General features: G+C 38.3%; 31 protein-coding genes. 30 read left to right on the top strand and 1 reads right to left on the bottom strand.

What is annotated here, in order from left to right; translation table 11 throughout:
• Positions 1 to 6: 6 nt before the first annotated feature.
• The 10 genes from AC3ANL_RS17955 (at position 7) to AC3ANL_RS17910 (ending at position 7,267) form a co-directional block, all read left to right on the top strand.
• Positions 7 to 459 carry a cytochrome c maturation protein CcmE gene (locus tag AC3ANL_RS17955; RefSeq protein ID WP_488325763.1) on the top strand — a complete coding sequence of 151 codons (453 nt, stop codon included), beginning with the start codon at positions 7 to 9 and terminating at the stop codon, positions 457 to 459.
• A 25-nt stretch (positions 460 to 484) separates the two neighbouring features.
• On the top strand, positions 485 to 2,467 hold the full coding sequence (locus AC3ANL_RS17950) for a heme lyase CcmF/NrfE family subunit (protein WP_488325762.1): 1,983 nt from the start codon (positions 485 to 487) through the stop codon (positions 2,465 to 2,467).
• Entirely contained in the window at positions 2,468 to 2,974 is a 507-nt protein-coding gene (locus tag AC3ANL_RS17945; RefSeq protein WP_488325761.1) for a cytochrome c-type biogenesis protein, read from the top strand.
• Between the two features lie 12 nt (positions 2,975 to 2,986).
• Positions 2,987 to 3,361: a hypothetical protein gene (locus tag AC3ANL_RS17940; protein ID WP_488325760.1), complete on the top strand. Its 375-nt coding sequence runs from the start codon at positions 2,987 to 2,989 to the stop codon at positions 3,359 to 3,361.
• Positions 3,358 to 4,350, top strand: a complete 993-nt coding sequence (locus AC3ANL_RS17935; protein ID WP_488325759.1) for a hypothetical protein — start codon at positions 3,358 to 3,360, stop codon at positions 4,348 to 4,350. Before AC3ANL_RS17940 ends, AC3ANL_RS17935 begins: the two co-directional genes overlap by 4 nt.
• Positions 4,351 to 4,374: 24 nt before the next feature.
• Positions 4,375 to 5,079 carry a heme ABC exporter ATP-binding protein CcmA gene (gene ccmA, locus AC3ANL_RS17930; protein ID WP_488325758.1) on the top strand — a complete coding sequence of 235 codons (705 nt, stop codon included), beginning with the start codon at positions 4,375 to 4,377 and terminating at the stop codon, positions 5,077 to 5,079.
• Positions 5,076 to 5,756, top strand: a complete 681-nt coding sequence (locus tag AC3ANL_RS17925) for a heme exporter protein CcmB (RefSeq protein WP_488325757.1) — start codon at positions 5,076 to 5,078, stop codon at positions 5,754 to 5,756. The genes ccmA and AC3ANL_RS17925 overlap by 4 nt, the downstream gene beginning before the upstream one ends.
• 3 nt (positions 5,757 to 5,759) lie before the next feature.
• Positions 5,760 to 6,521, top strand: coding sequence for a cytochrome c biogenesis protein (locus tag AC3ANL_RS17920; RefSeq protein ID WP_488325756.1), 762 nt, complete (start codon positions 5,760 to 5,762; stop codon positions 6,519 to 6,521).
• A 12-nt stretch (positions 6,522 to 6,533) separates the two neighbouring features.
• On the top strand, positions 6,534 to 6,665 hold the full coding sequence (locus tag AC3ANL_RS17915; RefSeq protein ID WP_488325755.1) for a CcmD family protein: 132 nt from the start codon (positions 6,534 to 6,536) through the stop codon (positions 6,663 to 6,665).
• 86 nt (positions 6,666 to 6,751) lie between these two features.
• Entirely contained in the window at positions 6,752 to 7,267 is a 516-nt protein-coding gene (locus AC3ANL_RS17910; RefSeq protein WP_488325754.1) for a TlpA family protein disulfide reductase, read from the top strand.
• A gap of 56 nt (positions 7,268 to 7,323) precedes the next feature.
• Here the strand turns inward: AC3ANL_RS17910 and AC3ANL_RS17905 are convergent, their stop codons facing one another.
• Positions 7,324 to 8,007 (bottom strand): SIMPL domain-containing protein, encoded by a 684-nt coding sequence (locus AC3ANL_RS17905; RefSeq protein ID WP_488325753.1) that lies wholly within the window; start codon positions 8,005 to 8,007, stop codon positions 7,324 to 7,326.
• 209 nt (positions 8,008 to 8,216) lie between these two features.
• Between AC3ANL_RS17905 and spoIIIAA the strand changes: the two genes are divergently transcribed.
• From spoIIIAA to recN, 20 genes are all read left to right on the top strand, one after another.
• Positions 8,217 to 9,140, top strand: a complete 924-nt coding sequence (spoIIIAA, locus tag AC3ANL_RS17900; RefSeq protein WP_488325752.1) for a stage III sporulation protein AA — start codon at positions 8,217 to 8,219, stop codon at positions 9,138 to 9,140.
• Complete coding sequence (spoIIIAB, locus tag AC3ANL_RS17895; protein ID WP_488325751.1) at positions 9,141 to 9,656, top strand: stage III sporulation protein SpoIIIAB; 516 nt, start codon at positions 9,141 to 9,143, stop codon at positions 9,654 to 9,656.
• 11 nt (positions 9,657 to 9,667) lie between these two features.
• Positions 9,668 to 9,871 (top strand): stage III sporulation protein AC, encoded by a 204-nt coding sequence (spoIIIAC, locus tag AC3ANL_RS17890; RefSeq protein WP_026572556.1) that lies wholly within the window; start codon positions 9,668 to 9,670, stop codon positions 9,869 to 9,871.
• Positions 9,872 to 9,896: 25 nt separating this feature from the next.
• Complete coding sequence (gene spoIIIAD / locus AC3ANL_RS17885) at positions 9,897 to 10,277, top strand: stage III sporulation protein AD (protein ID WP_488329769.1); 381 nt, start codon at positions 9,897 to 9,899, stop codon at positions 10,275 to 10,277.
• Between the two features lie 25 nt (positions 10,278 to 10,302).
• Positions 10,303 to 11,502: a stage III sporulation protein AE gene (gene spoIIIAE / locus AC3ANL_RS17880; RefSeq protein ID WP_488325750.1), complete on the top strand. Its 1,200-nt coding sequence runs from the start codon at positions 10,303 to 10,305 to the stop codon at positions 11,500 to 11,502.
• 10 nt (positions 11,503 to 11,512) lie between these two features.
• Positions 11,513 to 12,142 (top strand): stage III sporulation protein AF, encoded by a 630-nt coding sequence (gene spoIIIAF, locus AC3ANL_RS17875; protein WP_488325749.1) that lies wholly within the window; start codon positions 11,513 to 11,515, stop codon positions 12,140 to 12,142.
• Positions 12,135 to 12,782: a stage III sporulation protein AG gene (gene spoIIIAG / locus AC3ANL_RS17870; protein WP_488325748.1), complete on the top strand. Its 648-nt coding sequence runs from the start codon at positions 12,135 to 12,137 to the stop codon at positions 12,780 to 12,782. The genes spoIIIAF and spoIIIAG overlap by 8 nt, the downstream gene beginning before the upstream one ends.
• A gap of 15 nt (positions 12,783 to 12,797) precedes the next feature.
• Positions 12,798 to 13,379, top strand: coding sequence for a SpoIIIAH-like family protein (locus tag AC3ANL_RS17865; protein ID WP_488325747.1), 582 nt, complete (start codon positions 12,798 to 12,800; stop codon positions 13,377 to 13,379).
• A 252-nt stretch (positions 13,380 to 13,631) separates the two neighbouring features.
• Entirely contained in the window at positions 13,632 to 14,144 is a 513-nt protein-coding gene (gene accB, locus AC3ANL_RS17860) for an acetyl-CoA carboxylase biotin carboxyl carrier protein (RefSeq protein ID WP_488325746.1), read from the top strand.
• Positions 14,145 to 14,158: 14 nt separating this feature from the next.
• Positions 14,159 to 15,514 (top strand): acetyl-CoA carboxylase biotin carboxylase subunit, encoded by a 1,356-nt coding sequence (gene accC / locus AC3ANL_RS17855; RefSeq protein WP_488325745.1) that lies wholly within the window; start codon positions 14,159 to 14,161, stop codon positions 15,512 to 15,514.
• 18 nt (positions 15,515 to 15,532) lie between these two features.
• The gene (locus tag AC3ANL_RS17850; protein WP_488325744.1) at positions 15,533 to 15,940 is read left to right on the top strand and encodes an Asp23/Gls24 family envelope stress response protein; all 408 of its coding nucleotides are present in this window, start codon (positions 15,533 to 15,535) and stop codon (positions 15,938 to 15,940) included.
• A 238-nt stretch (positions 15,941 to 16,178) separates the two neighbouring features.
• Positions 16,179 to 16,577 (top strand): transcription antitermination factor NusB, encoded by a 399-nt coding sequence (nusB, locus tag AC3ANL_RS17845; RefSeq protein WP_488325743.1) that lies wholly within the window; start codon positions 16,179 to 16,181, stop codon positions 16,575 to 16,577.
• Between the two features lie 35 nt (positions 16,578 to 16,612).
• Positions 16,613 to 17,470, top strand: coding sequence for a bifunctional methylenetetrahydrofolate dehydrogenase/methenyltetrahydrofolate cyclohydrolase FolD (gene folD / locus AC3ANL_RS17840; RefSeq protein ID WP_488325742.1), 858 nt, complete (start codon positions 16,613 to 16,615; stop codon positions 17,468 to 17,470).
• A gap of 154 nt (positions 17,471 to 17,624) precedes the next feature.
• Complete coding sequence (gene xseA / locus AC3ANL_RS17835) at positions 17,625 to 18,983, top strand: exodeoxyribonuclease VII large subunit (RefSeq protein WP_488325741.1); 1,359 nt, start codon at positions 17,625 to 17,627, stop codon at positions 18,981 to 18,983.
• Entirely contained in the window at positions 18,976 to 19,206 is a 231-nt protein-coding gene (locus AC3ANL_RS17830) for an exodeoxyribonuclease VII small subunit (RefSeq protein ID WP_488325740.1), read from the top strand. The genes xseA and AC3ANL_RS17830 overlap by 8 nt, the downstream gene beginning before the upstream one ends.
• Before the next feature lie 3 nt (positions 19,207 to 19,209).
• Entirely contained in the window at positions 19,210 to 20,103 is an 894-nt protein-coding gene (locus tag AC3ANL_RS17825) for a polyprenyl synthetase family protein (protein ID WP_488325739.1), read from the top strand.
• Between the two features lie 200 nt (positions 20,104 to 20,303).
• Positions 20,304 to 22,199: a 1-deoxy-D-xylulose-5-phosphate synthase gene (gene dxs, locus AC3ANL_RS17820; RefSeq protein ID WP_488325738.1), complete on the top strand. Its 1,896-nt coding sequence runs from the start codon at positions 20,304 to 20,306 to the stop codon at positions 22,197 to 22,199.
• 3 nt (positions 22,200 to 22,202) lie between these two features.
• Complete coding sequence (locus tag AC3ANL_RS17815; RefSeq protein WP_488325737.1) at positions 22,203 to 23,039, top strand: TlyA family RNA methyltransferase; 837 nt, start codon at positions 22,203 to 22,205, stop codon at positions 23,037 to 23,039.
• A gap of 144 nt (positions 23,040 to 23,183) precedes the next feature.
• Positions 23,184 to 23,633, top strand: a complete 450-nt coding sequence (gene ahrC, locus AC3ANL_RS17810) for a transcriptional regulator AhrC/ArgR (protein ID WP_488325736.1) — start codon at positions 23,184 to 23,186, stop codon at positions 23,631 to 23,633.
• 16 nt (positions 23,634 to 23,649) lie between these two features.
• Positions 23,650 to 25,338 carry a DNA repair protein RecN gene (recN, locus tag AC3ANL_RS17805; RefSeq protein ID WP_488325735.1) on the top strand — a complete coding sequence of 563 codons (1,689 nt, stop codon included), beginning with the start codon at positions 23,650 to 23,652 and terminating at the stop codon, positions 25,336 to 25,338.
• Positions 25,339 to 25,345: the final 7 nt, after the last annotated feature.

Below are 25,345 nucleotides of genomic sequence, written 5' to 3'. Positions count from 1 at the left end.
AGAAGAATGAAAAAAAATACGATTGTCATGCTTGGTGGCTTTATTATTGCGGGTGCTATTGTATTCCTGCTTATGGCCGCAACTCCAGGTTCTAGTGGTGTGGAACTAACTTTGAAAGAGCTTTTATCAACACAAGAGCAGCATAAAGACGACTTTGTTACAGTTGAAGGCTTATTAATGGAAGACACGATTAAATGGAATCCAGATAAAATCGAATTGAAATTTGATGTGAAAGATAATGATGGCAACATCATGCATGTTATCCATAATGGCACAAAACCAGATAACTTCTCTGAAGGTGTTATTACCATTCTTCAAGGTGCTCCGGCCAAAAAAGACACCTTTGTGGCTGAAACGGTGAAAACAAGATGTCCTTCAAAATACGAAGGAAAAGATATAAAAGACTATGACCCAGAAACGCATAAAGACAAGTTAAATCAACCACCGAAAGAAAAATAACAGGCTCAGTTAAGAAGGTGACGAAATGTATTTATTTTCCAATGCAACAATTTATACAGGTTTAGCCATTGCCATTTACTCACTCCTCATCACAACCTTGGGGATCAGTACGAAAAACCAAAAGCTCGTTAATAGTGGAAAAGGTGGAATGGTTGCATTATTTGTATGTTCATCCATGGCAATGCTTTCCTTGTTCTACCTTTTGGCAACCTCTCAATTTCAATATGAATACGTAAACGATTATACGAGCAGCGAACTGCCAATCATTTATAAACTTACTGCATTGTGGGCTGGAAATGCAGGCTCGTTGTTATTATGGACTTTCTTCTTAACTCTTTACATGATCATGATTGCCTATTCAAGAAAGATGAAAGGGAACCCAATGGTTCCTTACATTTCAGCTATCCTATCGGCTAACGCTGTTTTCTTCTTCTTTATCCTTGGATTTGTGGCAAAACCATTCCTTTTGCTGGATACCGTACCGATTGAAGGGAAAGGCTTAAATCCAATGCTTCAGAACCCAGGTATGATTATTCACCCGGTTACACTTTATCTTGGTTATGTGGGTTTAGCCGTTCCATTTGCTTTTGCAATGGCAGCGTTAATCTTGAAAAATGTAGATGATTTCTGGATCAAAATGACAAGACGTTGGACCATTATCGCATGGTTGTTTTTAAGTCTTGGAAATATCTTTGGCGGACAATGGGCCTATGTTGAGCTTGGCTGGGGCGGTTACTGGGCATGGGATCCAGTTGAAAACGCATCCTTTATGCCATGGTTAACGGCTACAGCGTTCTTACACTCCGTTATGATTCAAGAACGAAAAAACATGTTGAAAATTTGGAATATCAGCTTAATTATTGTTTCTTATGCATTGACACTATTTGGAACCTTCTTAGTACGAAGTGGTGTTCTTACATCTGTCCATGCGTTTGCAAACTCAAATCTAGGATTATATTTCTTAATCTTTATGGGAGTCGCTGTCATCCTAGCATTGTATGTGTTGATGAGCCGTTACAACCTGCTTAAACGCAGTGCAGGAGAATTTAATTCCTTTGTTTCAAAGGAAAGCAGCTTCTTGGTTAATAACCTATTATTAGTTGGAGCGGCCTTTGCTGTATTTTGGGGGACGATTTTCCCACTAGTTTCTGAGGCAGTGCGAGGTACTAAAGTTACAGTTGGACTGCCATTTTTTAATAAAGTTGAAGCACCGATTCTCTTATCGATGATGTTTGTCATGGCTGTCTGTCCAATGCTGGCTTGGCAAAAATCCACAGTGAAAAATCTTAAGAAAAACTTTATGATTCCTGCTATCCTTGCAGTTCTTGGTATGATTTTGATGGTTGTTTTAGGCATACAAAAAGCATGGGCAGTTATTGGCTACGGGGTTATCATTCTATTATTAATCACTCACTTCTTAGAGTTTTATAGAGGTGTGAACGCTAGAAGAAAAATGACGAAAGAAAAACCAATTGTTGCCTTGTATCGTTTGATGATTCGCAATCGCCGTAGGTATGGAGGGTATATCGTCCACCTAGGTATTGCATTTATTACAATGGGAATCATTGGTTCACAAAACTATGACTTAGAGACCATGAAAACCGTATCTCTAGGACAATCGATTGAACTTAAGGATTACCGCATCAATTATGATCGTCTTGATCAAAAGAAGGAAGGTATAAACGATATTGTTTATGCAGATGTTACCGTCTTTAGAAGTGGTAAAAAACTAGGTACCTTCCAGCCAGAAAAAGTATTTTATGGCAATTGGGAACAACCATCGTCCGAGGTGGCAATCATTTCCTCCATTAAAGAAGACTTATACATTGTTTTAAGTGCTTGGGAAGATGATGGTAAAGCTACATTTGTTGTAAAGGTGAATCCAATGATGAATTGGTTATGGTTTGGTTCCATCATGATTGTAATTGGTGCACTGTTTGCTGTATGGAACGGAAAATATGGAAATGTCACTCCGAGATACACGGGAGTACGCAAAGAGGTGTCGTAAATGAAAAATAAACTTTACCTTGGGCTCCTAATTATTGCGTTTGTCTTTCAAGGTTCCTTCCTTCGAGTTGAAGCAGCAAAACAAATTGACTATAAATCGGCTGAATTTAAAGCGGTTGCCCAGCAATTTGCCTGTACATGCGGCTGTGGTCAGGATCATTATGAATGTGATCCAAATACGTGTAATCTCACTACTGAGTTTAAAAAAGACTTAGTAGGAATGATGAACAAGGGCTGGGATAAGGATAAAATCCGTGAATACTATGTCAATATTTATGGTGAAGAGATATTAACTTCTCCTGAGAAAAGCGGTTTTAGTTTAACCGCTTGGGTTCTTCCATTTGTCGTTTTAGGTGTAGCTGCAATAGCTGTGTTTATGATTATTCGCAAATGGGTGAAGAAAAAAGGTACAGAGGAAGTATTCACTGAATACAAGAACACTGAGGAGGAAGTAGAAGGGGAAATCCTTTCTTCTATGATCGATGAAGAACGCAAAAAGTATCTTTAGGATGTGAACAAAATGCAGGATATCACAATCATTTCGATGATTTTTACAGCAGCATTGGCACTTGTTTGTCTGTTTTTAATATTAGCACCTTTATTTAAATGGGATACTTATATACAAAGTAATTCGAAGACTCAGGATTTAGCATCAACAAAAGAAGCACTCCTTACCACGCTTAATGAAATAGAATTTGAATACAAGATGGATAAAATCTCACACGCTGATTATAAAAATTTAAAAAGACAGTATGAAAATGAAGTAGCTAGCATTATGAAAGAAGAAGAACAATTGGTAGACACAAGCGTTGATCAGGATTTAATGGCGGAAGTGGAAAAAGAAATTGAAGCTCAAATGAAGAGCTATACAAACAAAAAGGGGGAAGGAAAGTGATTAAAAAAATCACAGTCTTCTTCCTAGGACTAATGCTGTTAATCCCATTCCAGGGTTTAGCAGCATCCGATCCAAAGATTACAATTGATATGCATTACATTGTTGTCAGTCCAGGTGAAGATGGCTCAACGAACTTAATGAACATGGTGAACTATACCAATACTTCTGCTGAAGAATTTAGTGGGGATGGAAAGAGTGAAACCGTTTTAAAGGTAACCTTGCCCGAGGGTTTGAAGGATCTTAATTTCTTAGATAACAAAACGGCTTTTAAACAGGTTGACAATGGCTTTATAACGACAACACCAGTACCAGGTAATCAGACAACCGTGCTGCCTTACAGCTATAGAATGCCAAAAGATAAAGAAATCAGCCTAACCGTTGATTATCCGGTTCAAATGATGCAATTTTTAGTACCAGAAGGCATGGGCAGCATTGAAGTAAAGGGCGTAGAAGCAACCAGTCAAGGGCTCTTCAAATTTGATGACCAAAACTATTTTGGCTACAGTATTGAGGGCTTGAAGGCAGGACAGACCTTTAGATTCGTCTACAACAAAGACGTACAGCCACCTGCAGATAAAACAAATCAAGCTGCTTCAAGTGAAACAAAAAACAATAGTGCTGTTACCCATACTGCACCAGCATTCCATAACCCAGGGCACCTAAGAATGTGGGCACAATCACCGTTGCACCGCTTTAACCCACACGTCTTTTTAATTGTGATCGGAGCAATTATAATCGCTGGAATAGCCTATTTCGCTTACTTTAAAAGAAAAAGTAGATTGGAAGAGGAAAGACTAGGGGCAGATAAGGAAGAGAAAGCTTTCAAGCAGCTTATGGCAAAACAAAAAGCAATTATGGATAAGATTATCGAATTGGAAGAAACATTTGGCGACGGAAAGCTTTCAGAAAATGAATACCATGCAAAGTTGGATGCATATAAACATCATTTAGTCCAAGTTAAATTGAATTTACGTAATTTTACTGAGTAACAGCTGGGATGGGAGGGACTACAAATGATAGAAATAAAAAAGCTTACGAAGCAAGCTGATAATAAGCTGATCTTACGTGGCATAGACCTCTCGATAAAAAAAGGGGAAACAGTAGCTATCTTAGGTCCTAATGGAGCCGGTAAAAGTACGCTTTTAAAGGTGCTGGCAACCTTAATAAAACCTACATCAGGGCAAGTAATGGTCAATGGTTTAGAGTTGAAAAAAAATCATATAGAAATAAAAAGATTATTGGGCTATTTACCCCATTCCAGCTTGCTTTATGATCATTACTCCCCATTAGAAAATCTCGTTTTCTTTGGCAATATATATGGGGTGAAGAATGTTGAACAAAAAGCAACTGAACTTGTAAAAGAAGTAGGATTGTCTTTCTTTTTAAATGAGCCTGTCAAAAACTTTTCTCGTGGTATGATCCAAAGAATCGCGATTGCACGGGCAATCGTTCATGACCCGGAAATTCTACTTTTAGATGAACCACATACAGGATTGGATCAAGGAGCTATTTCAATCTTGAACAATGTCATTTTATCTATGAAAGAAAAAGGTACAACTACATTGATGGTTACACATGACTTCAAACAAGCAGCCGAAATTTGCGACCGAGTAATCATGGTGAAAAATGGGAAAATCGTAGACGACTTTAAGATTGAGGATCGCAACCTGGCGTTAGTTTCTGAAAAATATGAGCATCAAATGGAGGGTGTATCATGAACCTTTTGCGAACTGCCCTCTTCTTAGCTAAAAAAGATTTATATTCAGAGCTAAAAACAAAACAAATTATGGTTACCCAAATGATTTTCGCAGGACTAGTCATTGTTGTTTTCAGCTTTGCCTTTGACCCGGCAAATAACACCACAAAGGCTGTTATTCCAGGAGTCATCTGGGTCATCATCGTCTTTGCCGGTATTTTAGGTCTTAACAGGTCATTTATTTCCGAACAGAGAAATGATACGATTCAAGGTCTATTAGTCGCTCCTATGGAGGCAGCAAGTATTTATTTAGGAAAGTTCCTTGCTAACTTCATTATGATGCTGATCGTCGAACTAGTTTCCATACCCTTTTTATTCTTATTATTTGATTATAAATTTTATGGCAGTATGCCTTATTTTATATTAGTCGTTTTCTTGGGAAGCTTTGGATTTATTGCAATTGGAACATTCTTAGCGGCATTGGCTGCCAATTCCAAAAGCAGTGAAATGCTTCTTCCACTACTGCTATTTCCAATAACCACTCCTATATTAATTGGTGTGGTGCAGGCTACTCGGATTATATTAACGAATATGGATAAATTTTCAAGCGCACTTGCATGGATCCAATTGGTTACGGCATATGATGTCATCTTTTTTGTAATATGTTTCTTATTAATAGATTATGTACTGGAGGTTTAATAGATGAGTATGAATCTCGAACGAGAGAAAGCGGTACTCCCTGAAACGCAACTAACTGAAACCAAAAAACTCAATCTATCTAGTATTTTGTTTGGCGCGTCAGTTATTTCTATGTTAGTTGCCCTTTATTTTATCTTTATCTTTTCAGCAGAAGAAAAAACGATGGGCGCTGCACAAAAAATCTTTTATTTTCATGTAAGCTCAGCGTGGCTGGCATTCATGGCGTTTTTTGTTACCTTTGTTTTTAGTATTTTATTTCTAATTAAACGGAAAAGAATATTTGACACCTATGCTTATATTTCTGCTGAAATAGGCGTGGTATTTACGATTATTGTCTTAACAACGGGTCCGATTTGGGCAAAATCATCATGGAATACATGGTGGGTATGGGAACCGCGGTTAATTACAACGTTGATTCTTTTCTTTATCTATATAGCCTACATTATGATTCGCCAAATGGATGGCGTTTGGGATAAAAAAGCAAGACTTACTTCAGTGTTTGGAATAATCGGGTTTGCCGACGTTCCAATCGTATTCTTTGCCATTCGTTGGTGGCAAACGAAGTTTCACCCAATCGTCTTTGGTGAAGGGGCTTCTCAAACTGGAGGTGGAATTGAGGGCACGATGTTAACAGCACTGTTTGTATCACTTGCGGCTTTCACCATTCTTTATGCCTACCTTCTTCAAAAAGGTGTTTCTTTTGAAAATATGAAGATAAAAGTAGAGCGCTACAAAGAAAAAGTAAGAGAAGATATGGAAAAATAGGAGGAGTTTATCATGGGTTTTGAATTTATGTATGGTGCATATTCCGTTGCATGGGTTGTTATTTTTGCTTATATGTTCATTCTAGGAAAAAGACATACAAAGCTTAAAAAGGAAATTGAGTTTTTGAAGCAACTTGATAAATAATTTAGTAGAGAAGCGGATGTCCAAAAAGGGCTAAGCCTTTGGGACATCACTTTGTAAAAAACCTTACGGGTGTGTCAGGGGGATACATGATGAACAAGCGAGTCATCAAATTACTCGTATTGACTCTTATTGTAGGTATGTTCGGCTTCTTTGGTTATAGTTTAGCTACGAAAGGTAAAAACACGGATGTCGGTGATAAGGCTTATAATTTCGAACTTCCCAAATATGAAGGTGGTACTGCTAAACTCTCTGATTATAAGGGCGAAGTGGTTATATTAAACTATTTTGCAACTTGGTGTGCACCGTGTAAAGAGGAATTTCCTGAACTGGCAGCATTTCAAAAGGATTATGGAGATAAGTATCCTCTCCTCATGATCAATCGTGGTGAAACCATTGACCGAATTAAAAAAGCTACGAAAGACAATAAAGAAGGAATGGTCTATTTATTTGATTATAATGCTAAGGTGGCCCAACGATTTAACGTAACCGGCCAGCCTGAAACATTTGTCATCGATCAAAATGGAGTTATTAGAGAGCACTTTAATGGTGCTATCACAGAAATGCAGTTGTATAACTGGGCAAAAAAGTATGATCAAGAATAAAACGTTAAAAAGGATTGAACCCTAGATAAAATGGTTCAATCCTTTTATTTTTTTCATTATTGTGTCCCTTGATATTTAGGCTGATAATGAAATTCTGCTGAAATCCTAGCCTTTACCTTAATTTGCCCCGGTTCAATTTGTGTTGAACTGATGCCTTTTACAAAGGTTTCTGCAGAATGATAGGAGGGCTGTACCGTACTTCCCTCTTCAACGACTAAACTAGGTGTTGCAATTAACGTAACATTTAGCGTAGATGCAATGGTTTTGGCCTTTTCGCTGGCATTGTGGAGTGCATAAGTTAAGGCCTGAAGATAGTAGGCTTCTTTATTCTTCGCTGTAAATTGAACATTAGAAACAAAATTCGCTCCATTTTGAACAGCTGTATCTATTACTTTTCCTACCAATGATAAATCTTCTAATTTCACCTGTAGGAGGTGAGTAATTTTATAGCCGCGAAATAGTTGTTTTCCTTGGTCAAAATCATATTCTGAATCAATCCGGTAATCAAATGTTTGCACGTCTTTTTGCGGAATTCCCATGGCCAGAAGCGTGGTAATTACTTTTGTTACATCCTGGGAGTTTTGCTGTTGTGCAGCGTTCAATTCCTTCTTTTCAGTGATGACCCCTAAATTTACCGAGGCTGAATCCGGCGGAATAGCCAGTTCACCTTCTCCGGTAACTTTTATTACGTTTCCTTTATGATGTGGTCCATTTCGATTGGGCGGTTGGTAATTATACAATCGATGATTCCTCCTCACAATATAACCTCCTATAAAATACGGATGTCCCTCAGAAAATGTTCCGATTTTACTCTTTTCTTTTTGATAAGTTTTGTTCTAGTAATCTAATCTAAAAAATAGAAATGAATTAACAGATTTGGAAGTCATAATGTGTCCAAGCAGGCATACATTTTAAATAATGAGAAAGGAAATTTAAGGAGGCAGCATACGTGGAAACGATTCTTCATTTTTTACCCAAAAATATTGCTAACCTAATCAGCCAAATCCCTCCTGCCCAAAAAGAAGAATTAGAGGAAATCCGAATTCGTATTAATCGTCCTATTGAAATAACACTAAAGGGTGCTCCACGGTTTTTATCGTACATTATTCAGCCAGAGGATACCATGCATCTTCTAAATAAAATAAGCCATTTCTCTATATACACACTAGAAGAAGAACTTAAACGTGGTTATATCACAGTATCTGGCGGCCATCGAATCGGACTAGCTGGGAAGGTCATCCTTGAAGACGGAAAGGTCAAAGCAATAAGGGATGTTTCGTCTTTTAACATAAGAATTGCCAAAGAAAAGGTAGGAATAGCCGAACCACTAATTCCTTATCTATTTCAAGGGAACTGGAAGCATACCATGGTCATTGGACCACCGCAAACAGGAAAAACCACACTGTTAAGAGATATTGCTAGAATTATTTCTTCTGGGAATCCGACAAAAGGTATAAGGGCAAGTAAAGTGGGGATTGTGGATGAGCGCAGTGAAATTGCCGGATGTGTGAATGGAGTGCCCCAGTTAACCTTTGGACATAGGCTTGATGTATTAGATGCCTGTCCGAAGGCAGAGGGAATGATGATGATGATTCGTTCAATGAGTCCTGATATCTTGATTGTGGACGAAATTGGTCGAAGAGAAGATGCAGAGGCTATTCAAGAAGCCGTACATGCAGGAATCAAACTTATCATGACCACGCACGGCTCAAATATAGAAGAAATTAAAATGAGGCCGTCCTTAAAGGAAATTATTGAACAAGGTATATTTGAGCGGTTTGTTACACTTAGCAGATCGTCAGGCCCAGGAACAATTAAACATATTCTCGATGCAAATGGGCTTGAAATGTCTCAAAAAGTGAGCGTGACATAAATGATTAAATTAATAGGTGCCATCATTATTATTGTTGCGACGACCTGGACAGGGTTTGAGGCTGCGCGAAGTTTTAGTGAACGGACGAAACAGCTTAGAGCGTTAAAGTCCGCACTTCAATCACTTGAGGCTGAAATTATGTATAGCCATACACCTTTACATGAAGCAGCAAGGAGGTTAGCATCTCAGTTTTCAAAGCCACTGTCCGTGTTTTTTGAAGCCTTTGCCAAAAGACTGACGGATACGGAAACAACCGTCAAAGATGCATGGGAAACTAGTTTAAAAGAAGTTTGGAAATATACCGCGTTAAAACAGGGGGAATTTGAAATTATGAAGCAATTTGGGGAAACTCTTGGCCGTCATGATCGCTTTTCCCAGCAAAAACATATTATGCTAACTCTTTCCCATCTTGAAAGAGAAGAAGCGGACGCCATCGACCGGCAGGCAAAATATGAAAAAATGGTAAAGAGTCTAGGGTTCTTATCAGGATTGTTACTGATTATTTTATTATTTTAGGGGGAAAAGCAATGGGTTTAGAAGTGGATATTATTTTTAAAATCGCCGGTGTAGGTATCGTTGTTGCCTTTTTGCATACCGTTCTTGACCAGGTTGGCAAAAAAGAGTATGCACAGTGGGTTACATTATTCGGGTTTATTTATATTTTATTTCAAGTTGCGACGATTGTAGATGATCTTTTCCAAAAAATTAAATCGGTTTTCTTATTTCAATAGAGAGGGGGGCTCTGCCATTGAAATCATCAAAATAATCGGGATTGCTCTAACTGCAACATTTCTAGCCCTAATCATTAAAGAGCAGAAACCAAATTTTGCCTTCCTCTTAGTTGTGTTTGTAGGCTGTACCATCTTTCTCTTTTTAGTGGATAAGATTTTTGAAATTATTCATATGCTAGAAAAACTGGCAGTCAATGCAAAGGTAAATATGGTTTATGTGGAAACAATTCTTAAAATCATTGGAATTGCCTATATTGCCGAATTTGCCACCCAAATAACCAAGGATGCAGGTCAGGGAGCAATCGCCTCAAAAATAGAATTAGCAGGAAAAATCATCATTCTTGCCATGGCCATCCCCATATTAACGGTATTAATCGAAACCATTATTAAACTAATTCCTAGTTGAGGAGCCCTTAAAAAGAGGTGTGAAAATGAAGCAAAAGTTGCAGTTTATTCCTATAATGATTCTTCTTTTCTTATTTTTTTCCATTCCAACTGTCCAAGCTGCCGAAGAATCTAAAGACACCTCACCCCTAATTTCACCACAAGAGATGGTTGATCAACAGCTGGAAACATTGGATTTATCTGAATTAAAACAGTTTTGGGAGGACATTTCCAATAAATATGGCGGATTTCTTCCTGAAAGCCAAAAAGGGAGTCTGTATGAGTTTGTTAAGGGGGACAAGCAATTCTCATTTAAGGAATGGGGAAAGGGAATTTTAAAATTTGCTTTTTACGAGTTTGTCGCAAATGGGAAATTATTAGGGTCGTTAATCATGTTAACCATTTTTAGCATGTTCCTGCAAACCATGCAAAATGCTTTTGAAAAGAGTGCGATCAGTAAGGTTGCCTATTCCATTGTTTATATGGTACTTGTCATCATCGCACTTAATAGTTTTCATATTGCGATAAACTACACAAATGAAGCGATTGGGAACATGATCTCCTTTGTGCTAGCCCTGATTCCCCTGCTTCTAGCGCTAATTGCCGCTTCTGGAGGATTAGTATCTGCTGCATTTTTTCATCCAGTTATTTTATTCTTGATGAATATGAGCGGTTTATTTATGCAATATTTTATCCTCCCGCTCCTCTTTCTAGCTACCTTGTTGAGCATTGTTAGTACGATGTCAGAACAATATAAAGTATCGCAATTAGCTGCACTTTTAAGAAATTGGAGTATTGGGTTAATGGGCCTTTTTTTAACGGTATTTCTTGGCGTTATTTCAGTTCAGGGGGCATCTGCTGCTGTAACGGATGGTGTTGCGATTAGAACCGCCAAATTCGTGACAGGAAACTTTATTCCGGTCATTGGGAGAATGTTTACTGATGCTACAGATACGGTTGTAAGTGCATCGGTCCTATTAAAAAATACAGTGGGCATCGCCGGTGTTGCCATCCTATTAATCATTGTTGCTTTTCCTGCTATTAAAATATTAATGATTGCCTTTATATATAAATTTGCAGCTGCCATTCTTCAACCGCTTGGTGGAGGCCCCATCATTAAATGTCTGGATATTATAAGCAAAAGTGTCATCTATGTTTTTGCTGCTTTAGGGATCGTGTCAGTCATGTTCTTTTTAAGTATTACAGTCATTGTAGCGGCTGGAAATTTAACGATGATGATGAGATAGGGGGACCAAAATGGAGTTTTTGAAAGAGTGGGTAACGAATATTATTCTTTTTATTCTGTTAGCAACTGTCATTGATATGCTGCTTCCAAATTCAAGTATGCAAAAATATACGAAGATGGTAACAGGACTCCTCTTAATAGCCATCATACTTACCCCTATCTTTAAGCTAATCTCAAAGGACTTTGAATCGGCACTTGGTTCCATCTCCTCCTACAAAGCACCAGAAGAAAAAAATATGAAAAATGTAATAGATTTAAAGAAAAAAGAAATACAAGCCTCCCAACATGCATATATTTTAGAAGAATTGGCTGTCCAGCTAAAAAAGGGTGTTAAAGAGGAGTTGATGGAACAATACGGATTGGAGATTGACAAGATTGATCTAGAAATAAATGAAAAAAGCGACCAAGCATTCCCTGAAAACCTCCAAAAGGTTATGGTTCTTCTTAAACAGCCAGAAGATGGTGTGAAGACAGTCGAAGCGATAAAACAAATCGAAATTAACACTGAAAAACCTCTTCCATCTAAAGAATCAACAGAAGAAACAGACAAAATTGCCTCATTTCTTTCACAGAAATGGAATGTAACAAAAGAAACAGTCAAAGTTTCGATTGAAGGGGGGATTGAAAAAAAGAATGGATAACAAAGGACCATTATCATGGCTCAAAAAAATACTTAAATTGGATAGTAAGGGCGAAAAGAAACCTGGTAAATATCAGTATATGATTCTCGTGCTCTGTATTGGTGCCGCGTTTATGCTTGTAGGAAATATCGTGTTTAAAAATGAATCAACTCCTTCTGCTATACCGACAGCAGCTAACGAAAAGGTGAGCTCTGAAGATGTCCCGACCTTTGGCTTGAAAAAAAGTTCTGATAATAAGGCAATTACCCAATATGAGGAAAAATATGAAGAGCAGATGAAAAAGGCGTTACAGGATATGTTGGGTGTAGAGGATGTGACTGTTGTCGTGACAATTGATTCCACAGATAAAAAAGTGCTTGAAAAAAATCGCGTAACCAAATCCCAAACAACGGATGAAACAGATCGTGAAGGAGGACAGCGTAAAGTTGTCGATAATTCAACCGATGAACAACTTGTCATTATCCGAGATGGAGAAAAAGAGGTTCCGATTGTTGTCGAAACAAAAAAACCGGAGATACGCGGTGTTCTTGTAGTTGCCAAGGGTGCAGATAATATTGAGGTAAAAAAATGGATTAAGGAAGCTGTTACAAGGGCCTTAGGTGTACCTAGCCACAGAGTAGCTGTTATGCCTAAAAAATAAAAGGGGGATTTTATTATGCTTTTAAAAAAACAAACTGTTTGGTTATTAACAATGTTAAGTTTAGTAGTGGTGCTATCAGTGTATTACATTACATCTCCGGAACAAAAGAAGAGTGACCTAGCTGCAGTTCAACAAAATGCTAAAGATCAAAATCAAGGTAAAACCAAAACAGAAGCCAAGGAAGACGTTCAAACCAAAACAGAAGCAAAAGACGATAAAACAGTGGTTTCCAGCGTTGCAGGTGATGCTGCCTTTGAAGAACTTCGCATGAAACTAGAGGACTATCGCAGCCAAAAGCAGGAAGATTTAACCACTCAGTTAGCCTCCACTGATCTTCCGGCAGATGAAAGAAGTAAAGTAAAAGATCAAATGGATAAATTGAATCAAATCGCTCAAAGCGAACAATTACTTGAAACATTTATTAAAACAATGGGATATGAGGATGTACTAGTAAGAGCCGATGGGCAAAAGGTCATCGTGACAGTTAAAGCCAAGAAGAAGCCTTCTGCTTCAGACGCCAATAAGATTATGCTTGAAGTTAAAAAAGAAATCAACGAAACCAATTATGTGGCTGTAGAATATCAACCAGCAAAATAATTCCTGAACAAAGAGGAAAGTTGACGACTTTCCTCTTTACTTTCGTTTAAAAACATTAAAATAGGAAAAAATAATTATTTGAATTGGTTCAGGCTGTTAATATTCCTTTTTTAGCTTAATAATATTAAGATGGAAGAGTAAGAAATTGGCGATTTGAATGGTGTTTAAAATAAGATTATTGAACTTTTACTAGATATTATCGTATAGTATTAGTAGTTAGTACTAATAAATGTTGTACAAGGAGTGTTACTCATGTTAAAAGTACAAGAAATTCGCGAATTGATTAAATTGGTAGACCAATCAAGTATTGATGAATTTGTATATGAAATTGATGGTTCAAAAATCAAAATGAAAAAAAATACAACTACTATGGTTACACAAGTGAGTTCCGCTGCACCGAGGACAGAAACTGAGCGAGCAATTCAACCTGCCCCTGCCGCAGCTGTAGTATCCCCTGCCGCAGTTCAAGAAGTTTTAACGGAAGCTCCAAAGTCAGAGGAAGTTCCTACTGCTGATACTGCAAACTTACATAAAATTACTTCGCCAATGGTAGGTACCTTCTATGCATCACCAACTCCAGATACGGACGTATATGTGAAAGCTGGCTCCAAAGTTTCAAAGGATTCCATCGTTTGTATTGTCGAAGCCATGAAACTATTTAACGAAATAGAAGCAGAAGTAAACGGTGAAGTGGTTGAAGTACTTGTTAAAAATGGTCAATTAGTAGAATATGGACAGCCTTTATTTTTAGTAAAGCCTGAATAAGGAGCGTTTACAGGATGATAAAAAAACTGTTAATTGCAAACAGAGGAGAAATTGCAGTTAGGATTATTCGCGCCTGCCGAGAAATGGGAATAGAATCAGTTGCCGTTTACTCTGAAGCAGATCGTGAAGCACTGCATGTTCAACTGGCAGATGAAGCTTATTGTATAGGACCAACTTCGTCAAAAGACAGTTATTTAAACGTGACAAATATTATTAGTGTAGCAAAGTTAACCGCCTGTGATGCGATACATCCTGGTTATGGATTCCTTGCTGAAAATGCTGATTTCGCAGAGCTGTGCCGTGAATGTAATATCACATTCGTAGGCCCGAGTCCTGAAGCTATTATCAAAATGGGTACGAAGGATATTGCCAGGGAAACCATGCGTGAAGCGGGCGTACCGATTGTTCCGGGTTCAACTGGAATTATTAATGATATCGATGAAGCTCTGGAACTCGTTAAAAAGATTGACTATCCAGTTATAATCAAAGCGACAGCGGGCGGAGGCGGAAAAGGCATCCGTGTCGCGAAGAATGAACAGGAGTTAGTGAAGGGAATTAACATTACCCAACAGGAAGCATTAACGGCATTTGGAAATCCGGGTGTATATATAGAGAAATATATTGAGGATTTTCGTCATGTCGAAATTCAGGTGCTTGGGGATAATTACGGTAACACAATCCATTTAGGAGAAAGAGACTGCTCCATCCAGCGCAGATTACAAAAGTTGCTTGAAGAATCGCCTTCACCAGCTTTAGACGGAGAAATTCGTGCCGAAATGGGAGAGGCGGCAGTAAAAGCTGCAAAAGCAGTTGATTATTCAGGTGCTGGCACGATAGAATTTATATATGACTACCGCAATCGCAAATTTTACTTTATGGAAATGAACACTAGGATTCAGGTGGAGCATCCCGTTACGGAAATGGTCACAGGAATTGACCTTGTTAAAGAACAGATTCGAGTGGCAAACGGTGAAAAACTAACTATAACTCAACAGGATGTCACTTTTTCAGGATGGGCAATTGAATGCCGGATTAATGCCGAAAATCCGGAAAAGAACTTCCTTCCTTCAGCCGGGAAAATTAAAATGTATTTACCGCCTGGTGGATTAGGAGTTCGTGTTGATTCTGCAGCCTATCCGGGATATACCATTCCACCTTACTATGATTCCATGATTGCGAAAGTCATCACATATGCTAACAGTCGGGAAGAAGCCATTTCAAGAATGAAACGGGCCTTAAGTGAGTTTGTAGTAGAAGGCATTCATACAACCATTCCCTTCCATTTAAAACTGCTGGATCATGAAAACTTTATTGAAGGCAGCTTTAATACGAAATTCCTGGAATTGCATGATGTGATGAAGTCTAATTAATATCAGGAGGTGTTATTAATGAGCGAATTTAGTGTCTTAGAAATGGATCAAGGAAATAACGGACATGGAAAAATTGAAATTGCCCCTGAAGTAATTGAGGTTATCGCCGGGATTGCAGCTTCCGAGATCGAAGGTGTAGCTGGCATGCGTGGCAATTTTGCTACAGGTGTAGTGGAACGACTAGGTAAAAAAAATCACGGTAAGGGCGTTAAAGTAGAGCTAACCGAAACAGGTATAAAAGTGGATGTGTATTGTTTAATGAAGTTCGGTACTTCTATTCCTACTGTAGCTGGGAAAATACAGGATAACATTCGACAAGCTCTACTTAATATGACCGCATTAGAAGCAGAGGAAGTAAACATTCATGTAGTAGGGATTCAATTTGAAACCCAAAAGATCGAACCAGAGATTGATTCAGAACTTTAGTGTAGAGGACCAAAGGAACTAAATCCTTTGGTTTTTCTATTTTCAAAAGGCTCTGTAAAACGGTATTGTCGGGTAATCCCGCTTTCTAATAATTAAAAAAATAATCCATACCGTGCGAATCCATTTTAGTTATGCTATTATCTTTTTATGTGCAAGCAATCTTATTTGATTTAATCCATCTTACTGTATGAAAAATAGACAAAAATTATTTAATATAACTAAAGGAGTTAACGGTATAATGAAAAGAAGAACAGCAAGGGAAAAAGCGCTACAGGCCTTATTTCAAATCGATGTTAGTAACACCGAACCAGCTTTAGCAATTGAACATGTTTTAGAGGAAGAGGCTGGTGACGAATACCTAACTAAACTGGTTTTAGGGGTTGTGGAACAAAAAGGTGAAATTGATAAACTAATCACGGAATTTCTTGAGAAATGGTCTTTAGATCGCTTAGCAACGGTCGATCGTAACTTATTGAGAATGGCTACATATGAACTGAAATACTTAAGAAATGAAATTCCAGAAAATGTAATCTTAGATGAAGCAATAGAGATAGCCAAAATATACGGAGATGACCAATCAAGTAAGTTTATTAATGGAGTTCTTTCAAAGGTAAAACAAAGGATTCTTAACAATTAATTGATGGGGATAATTGAATAAGGAGAGAAATGATCATGACTGCTCAAATTATTAATGGAAAAGAAATCGCTGCAAAAAAAAGAGTAGAAATTGCTGAAGAGGTTGCCAGCATTAAACGTCAGGGAGTCACACCGGGATTAGCTGTTATCCTAGTCGGAAATAATGATGCTTCCCGTACCTATGTTAGAAATAAAGAAAAAGCATGTCACGAACTTGGCATGAACTCTTTATTAATTGAAATGAACGAGGAAGTTTCCGAAGAAGAATTACTAGAAAAAATTAAAGAATTGAATGAAACACCTGAGATTCATGGTATTTTGGTGCAACTTCCATTGCCAAAACATATTGATGAAAAAAAGGTAATCGAAGCCATCTCACCTTTAAAGGATGTCGATGGTTTTCATCCCATCAACATTGGCAGAATGATGACCGGGCAAAATGCTTTCTTGCCATGTACACCATTTGGGATTATGGTGTTGCTGGAAGAATCAGGCATTTCTATTCCAGGTAAGCATGTTGTCGTGGTAGGGCGCAGCAATATAGTTGGCAAGCCTGTCGGACAATTATTTTTAAACCAAGATGCTACAGTGACTTACTGTCATTCAAAAACAAAGGATTTAAAACAACATACAAATCAAGCCGATATTTTGATTGCTGCTGTTGGGATACCTAACTTTATTAAGGCTGACCATATTAAAGAGGGAGCCGTCGTCATTGATGTAGGAATCAACCGCAATGAGGCCGGAAAGCTTTGTGGAGATGTTGCTTTTGATGAAGTCTGTGAAAAAGCAAGCTTTATCACGCCAGTTCCAAAGGGTGTGGGCCCAATGACTATTACAATGCTCATGTATAATACCTTAAAATCAGCTGCTGAAAGTTTAGAACGCGATTAAGTAGAATATTGTCCTTATCTTATTACAATTTGGTCCTATCGTCTGTTTGTACAGACAAAAAAGGGGGTTAAATATATAATAGATAAGGACAGTTTTATTAGGAAATGGTGACTAGAAACACCATTTACTTTTTTGGTTAAAAAAGGAGCTCTATATGCAAGAACAAAGATATTTATCTGTAAATGCGTTAACCAAATACATAAAAAGAAAATTTGATGCAGACCCTCATTTACGTGAAGTTCATGTAAGAGGAGAAATTTCGAATTTTAAACAACATTCGAGCGGACACATGTACTTTACCTTAAAGGATGAAAAAGCCAGGATTCTGGCCGTCATGTTTGCGGGTCAGTCCCGTTTTATGAAATTTTCACCTGAAAATGGAATGAAAGTCATTGTAAAAGGCGATGTCAGTGTATATGAGCCCAGCGGACAATACCAAATATATATTAAAGAAATGCAGCCAGATGGCATTGGCGAATTGTTTTTAGCATACGAACAATTAAAACAAAGGCTGGACGCAGAAGGGTTATTCGCACCTGAAATGAAAAAGACCATTCCCTTGTATCCTAGAACAGTCGGGGTCATTACTTCTCCAACAGGTGCGGCAATTAGGGATGTCATTACCACCATTAAAAGGCGTTATCCCATTGCCCATATTCTCGTGTTCCCTGCCCTTGTCCAAGGTGATAACGCTGCACCTTCGATTGTAAAGGCCATTGAAAAAGCAAACAGTATGGAGGAAATAGATGTTTTGATTGTCGGACGTGGTGGTGGCTCGATTGAGGAATTGTGGGCATTTAATGAGGAACTGACAGCCCGTGCCATGTATGCCTCTAAGATTCCGATTATTTCAGCAGTCGGTCATGAAACAGACTTTACTATTGCTGATTTTGTAGCAGACTTACGTGCTCCCACGCCAACAGGTGCTGCAGAACTCGCCGTCCCTCATATAGAAGAGTTAGTCGACAGAATTCTGCAGCGGCAAACCCGTCTTCTTCGCGCGATGAATGGAAAATTCCAGCTCGAAAAAGAACGGTTAAATCGGGTTCAAAAATCTTATGCTTTCCGCTATCCTCACCGTCTTTATGAGCAAAAACTAGAACAGTTAGACAAATTAACCGAATCGTTAGTACGGGGTGCCTCCCGATTATCAATAGTAAAAAAAGGTCAACATGAGATTCTATATAAACGATTGCTGCGAAATCATCCTAATGAAGCATTGCAAGAAGCAAAAAAACGGCTGGACCGTGTGGGTAGAGACATGAACCGCTCAATGCAGCAAGTCCTTGTCAAAAAGCAAACTGACTTTGACCGAATGCTTTCGACCTTACAAGCTTTGAGCCCATTAAAAATAATGGAGCGCGGCTATAGTTTGGCCTACTCGGAAGATAATCACTTAGTAAAAAGCGTCAAACAGGTACAAATAAACGAGCAAGTTCAAATTCAGTTAACAGATGGAAGCCTTTTCTGTAATGTAGAAACCATAAAGGAGAGAGAAAATAGTAATGACTGAAAAAAAAGTAAGTTTTGAAGAGGCAATGACGAAGCTAGAAGAAATAGTAGATAAGTTGGAAGAAGGAGACGTACCTTTAGAAGAAGCGATCATCTACTATAAACAAGGTATGGAACTTTCAAAACTATGTCATGATAAATTGAAAAGTGTCGAAGACCAACTTACACAAATTATTACGGAGGATGGACGGAAAGAGAATTTTTCGATTGCAGAGGAGGAATAGCGTTTGGAAACCGGGTTATTAGATGCATTTGCACAAGAATATAAACACCTTCTTGATTTAGAGCTTCGATCACTAGTTGAAAAACTGGAAGCTCCTTCAGTGATCAAGGAGTCCATGATCTATTCCCTCGAAGCTGGCGGTAAAAGAATCCGTCCGCTATTACTATTTGCAACCTTAGACGCGTTTGGAATTGATCCAAAAAAAGGATTGCATGCTGCGGCGGCAATAGAGATGATTCATACATATTCCTTAATCCATGATGATTTGCCAAGCATGGATAATGATGATTTAAGAAGGGGGAAACCGACTAATCATAAGGTTTTTGGTGATGCGATAGCTGTATTAGCGGGAGATGCCTTATTAACGTATAGTTTTGAAGTGATCGGTAAGCTCCCTAATGATTTTACTACGTCTGAAACAAAATTAAAGTTAGTTATTGAAATGGCAAAAGCAGCTGGTACGGAAGGAATGGTCGGCGGTCAAGTGGCTGATATGCAAGGAGAAGGAAAGAACCTCTCGCTTGATGAACTTGAGTATATTCATGTACATAAAACAGGAAAGCTGCTTAAATTTAGCGTTGTTGCCGGGACCATTTTGGCGGGGGCAAGTTCAGAGCTAAGGGAACACCTTTCAGCCTTTGCACATCACCTTGGGCTTGCTTTTCAAATACAGGATGATATCTTGGATTTAGTAGGTAATCAACAAGTCATCGGAAAACCTGTAGGCAGTGATACGACAAATCACAAAAGTACCTATCCACAATTATTATCATTAGATGGTTCACGAACAGCTTTACATAATCAAATTAACCTGTCAAAAGAATATCTAAAAAGGACAGGCTTAAATACAAACCTGCTTAGGGAAATAACGGATTTAGTTGCTTCTAGAGACCACTAAAGGGTGTTTGAGGCAATGAATGAAGTGTGTTATAATTGTTTTCAATGAAGAGAACGTTGTTAATGCCGTTATCACTTTATCGTGTTAGCGGCTATTTTTTCAATAGAAAAGTGGAAGCGCCTGTTTAGCTGCGCTTTGAACTAGACAATTCTCAATGCTCAGAAATAGACAGAAAATGTATGAAAGTGAGTGGTCCAAAAATGGATTTATTATCAATAAAGGACCCATCCTTTTTAAAAGGGATGTCGAATAAAGAGTTAGAAGCATTAAGTCAAGAAATTCGCCAATTCTTAGTTGAAAAGCTGTCTGTGACTGGAGGTCATATTGGACCGAATTTGGGTGTAGTGGAATTAACCATTGCGCTGCATAAATGTTTCGATAGTCCAAAAGATAAGATTCTCTGGGATGTTGGCCATCAATCCTATGTTCATAAAATTTTAACTGGCAGAGCCGGTGAATTTGATACATTAAGACAATTTAAAGGCTTATGTGGTTTTCCAAAGCGAATCGAAAGTGAGCACGATGTTTGGGAGACTGGTCACAGCTCCACATCGCTTTCGGCGGCAATGGGAATGGCAATAGCAAGGGATTTAAAAAAGGAAAAATCCTTTGTTGTACCTGTAATTGGTGATGGTGCACTAACTGGTGGTATGGCGTTGGAGGCTTTAAATCATATTGGGCATGAAAAGAAAGATATGATCGTGATTTTAAATGATAATGAAATGTCGATTGCCCCAAATGTGGGTGCTCTTCATAATATTCTTGGTCAATTGCGGACTGCAGGTAAATATCAATGGGTGAAAGATGAACTTGAGGTTTTATTGAAAAAGGTACCGGCTGTTGGTGGTAAACTAGCGGCAACAGCTGAACGAATAAAGGATAGTCTAAAATATTTATTTGTATCTGGTATGTTTTTTGAAGAGTTAGGTTTCACCTACTTGGGTCCAATTGATGGACATAATTTTGAGAATTTATTTGAAACGATTAGTTTTGCTAAGAAGACTGAAGGACCTGTTATCCTCCATGTTATTACAAAAAAGGGAAAAGGTTATAAGCCTGCTGAAAGTGATAAGATCGGTACATGGCATGGAACTGGTCCATATAAAATGGATACGGGTGATTTTGTTAAACCGTCTAAAAAGCAGCCGCCAGCATGGAGCAGTCTAGTTAGTGAAACTGTCCGAAAGTTGGCCCGGAAGGATGATCGCATTGTGGCGATTACGCCGGCGATGCCAGTAGGGTCTAAGCTAGAAGGCTTTGCCAGCGAGTTTCCTGAAAGAATGTATGACGTAGGGATTGCTGAACAGCATGCTGCCACAGTGGCGGCAGGACTAGCAACTCAAAAAATGAAGCCTTTTTTAGCTATTTATTCAACATTTTTACAACGGGCCTATGACCAAGTTGTTCATGATATTTGTCGGCAAAACCTAAATGTTTTTATTGGTATTGATCGAGCAGGATTAGTTGGTGCTGATGGTGAAACACATCAAGGTGTCTTTGATATCGCTTTTCTAAGGCATATCCCTAATCTCGTCTTGATGATGCCTAAGGATGAAAATGAAGGACAACACATGGTTTACACGGCCTTGAATTATGATGATGGTCCAATCGCGATGAGATTCCCTCGTGGAAACGGAATTGGTGTAGAAATGGATAAGGATTTACACAACATTCCTATAGGTACCTGGGAAGTCTTAAAAGACGGAGAAGACGCCGCTATTTTAACATTTGGTACGACCATCCCAATGGCATTGGAAGCAGCCATGATGCTTGAGAAACGGGGCGTTTCTACAAGAGTTATTAATGCCCGCTTTATTAAGCCGCTAGATGAAAAAATGCTCTCCTCTCTGTTCAAGGAAAATATTCCAGTCCTTACAATTGAGGAAGCAATCCTTCAAGGTGGTTTTGGAAGTTCTGTTCTTGAGTATGCTCATGATCATGGATTTTTCCATAATCAAATTGATAGAATGGGGATTCCTGACAAATTTATAGAACACGGTGATGTAGGTTCCCTTCTAGAAGAAATTGGTTTAACAAAAGACCAAGTGGTGAAAAGGATTTTTACATTAGCAAGGAAAAAACAGCAAAGGGCTTAAGACATGAAAAATAAAGAGCGGTTAGACGTTTTACTGGTGGAAAGGGGTCTATTTGAGACTCGAGAAAAAGCGAAAAGGGCCGTTATGGCTGGAATTGTCTATACGAATGAAGAGCGTATGGATAAGCCAGGTGAGAAAGTCAATACGGATATCCCTCTAAATGTAAAAGGGAAAGTGCTTCCGTATGTCAGCAGAGGCGGATTAAAACTTGAAAAGGCTTTAAAGGTGTTTGATGTAAATGTATCAGGCAAGGTGTTATTAGATATTGGGGCTTCAACGGGAGGATTCACGGATTGCGCTTTGCAGAATGGGGCGAAAATGTCCTATGCTCTCGACGTTGGTTACAATCAACTAGCTTGGAAATTAAGGCAGGACGAACGCGTCGTGGTCATGGAAAGAACCAATTTTCGTTATGTTACTCCCTCCGATCTTAAAGGAGAAATGCCAAACTTTGCTTCGATTGATGTATCGTTTATCTCTCTAACATTAATATTGCCTGTGGTAAAAACCCTACTCATTCCCGGCAGTGATATTATTGCCCTTGTTAAGCCTCAATTTGAGGCTGGACGTGAGCAGGTTGGGAAAAAGGGGATTGTCCGTGATGGGAAGGTCCATTTGCAGGTAATTGAAAAAATTATTCATTTTTCTATTCAGCAAGGATATACAGTCACCAACTTGTCCTTTTCTCCAATTACTGGTGGAGATGGCAACATAGAATACTTACTTCACCTGAAATGGGAAGGAGAACGGGAAGTGGGGATCAATCAATTGCCTGTTCTGCCAGCTGATATTGTAAAAGAATCACACAATGAATTTCATACAAAACAAACGGAAGGATAGGCGATGCCTATCCTTCTTTATGTATAAAACTGTATTTTTATAAATAAAAAAATGTACATTTCTGTAAAAATGGGCTAACATATGGATAGATACGACATTTTAGTATACTATACTCTAATGTTTTCTATTTTATGAGGTGAAAAAATGAATAAAGGTCAACGACATATTAAAATAAGGGAAATTATAGCTAGCAATGATATCGAGACACAGGATGAATTAGTGGATGAATTAAAAAGTGCTGGCTATAATGTTACTCAAGCGACAGTGTCACGCGACATTAAAGAATTACATCTTGTTAAAGTACCCTTAACAGATGGCCGATATAAATACAGTCTTCCGGCAGACCAACGATTTAATCCATTACAAAAGCTAAAAAGATCACTAATTGATGCGTTTGTAAGGATTGATTCTGCAGGTCATTTATTAGTCATGAAGTGTTTGCCTGGTAACGCTATGGCCATTGGAGCGTTAATCGACAATCTTGATTGGGAAGAGATATTAGGAACAATTTGCGGTGATGATACAATGTTAATTATTTGTCGGACACCGGAAGACACAGAAGTAATCACCAATAGGTTCCTTGATATGCTTTAAATTGGGGGAGAGTTCCTTGTTAGCAGAATTATCAATTAAAAATTTTGCCATTATTGAAGCCTTATCCATTTCGTTTGAAAAAGGATTAACAGTATTAACTGGGGAGACAGGTGCAGGTAAATCGATCATTATTGATGCCATCCATTTACTGGTTGGCGGTCGAGGATCGGCGGAATTTGTCCGTCACGGTGAAGAAAAAGCAGAAATTGAAGGTTTATTTCTCCTTGATGATCCGAATCATCCGATTATGATGAAGGCATTAGAATTTGGCATAGATATAGAAGAAGGTATGGTTGTACTGCGCCGTGATATTGCTCGAACGGGGAAAAGTGTTTGTCGGATAAACGGAAAACTAGTGACGATTTCAACACTTCGAGAAATCGGTGCCACACTTGTCGATATTCATGGACAACATGAACATCAAGAGTTGATGGATGAAACGAGACACCTGCCATTACTTGATCAATTTGGGGCAGAAGAGATTCTACCTTCACAAAATGAATATTCTCAAGTATTTCGTCGATATGAGCATACACTACATAAACTCAAATTATTAACTGAAAATGATCAACAAACAGCTCATCGCCTTGATTTAATTCAATTTCAATTTGATGAAATCCAAAACGCTAATTTAAAACCCCATGAAGACGAAGAGCTTTCGGAGGAAAGACGGAAATTAGGGAACTTTGAACGGGTTTTTGAAGCGATTCAATCGGGATATACGGCCTTACAAGGCGAACAGAAGGGCTTGGATTGGATTGGGATGGTAATGGGCTACCTCGAAGATGCTGCAGCCTTAGATTCAAACTTTAAGGAAATAGCTGATTCCGTTTCCAATAGTTTTTATCAATTAGAGGATGCCTCACGTTCATTACGAAATGAATTGGATCTTTTAGAGTTTGACCCTCAAAGATTAAATGAAATTGAAGATCGGTTAAATGAAATTAACCAGCTTAAACGAAAATATGGCAAAACGATTGAAGAAATCGTTGAGTATGCTGCAAAAATTGAAGAAGAAATTGAAACGCTGCAAAATAAAGAAACACATATCGAAGAACTTGAAAAAGAATTAACTTCGATTAAAAAAGATTTAACCCTTGAAGCTAAACAATTAACAGAACTCCGTCATAAATGGGCCGAAAAGTTAACAAAATTAATCCATAAAGAGTTAAAAGAACTTTATATGGCCAAAACGATTTTTGAAATACGGATTGAATCAGATCTTCAACATTTTTCAAAATCAGGTGTTGACCATGTTGAGTTTTATATTTCAACCAACCCTGGAGAGCCTTTAAAACCTTTGTCAAGAGTCGCCTCCGGAGGAGAATTGTCTAGGATCATGCTGGCTTTAAAGAGTATTTTTTCCAAGCACCAAGGAGTTACGTCGATAATTTTTGATGAGGTGGATACTGGTGTAAGTGGAAGAGTCGCTCAGTCAATTGGTGAAAAGATATATAAAGTGGCCTTTGGTTCACAGGTTTTATGCATTTCCCACTTACCTCAAGTAGCTGCGATGGCTGACACACACTTGTATATTGCCAAGATTATTAAAGGCGGAAGAACCAAAACCTCTGTCACTCCATTGAATTTGGAAGACAAAATTAAAGAAATAGGTCGAATGATCTCTGGGACAGAAATCACTGATTTAACCAAAAAACATGCAGAGGAATTATTGCAATTAGCAGTAAAAACTAAAGAAAATTGAAATGCTA

The organism is Neobacillus sp. DHD-1R, assembly GCF_057747995.1.
Note: the sequence above shows the minus strand (reverse complement) of the source record. Positions and strands in the feature narration are given on the sequence as shown.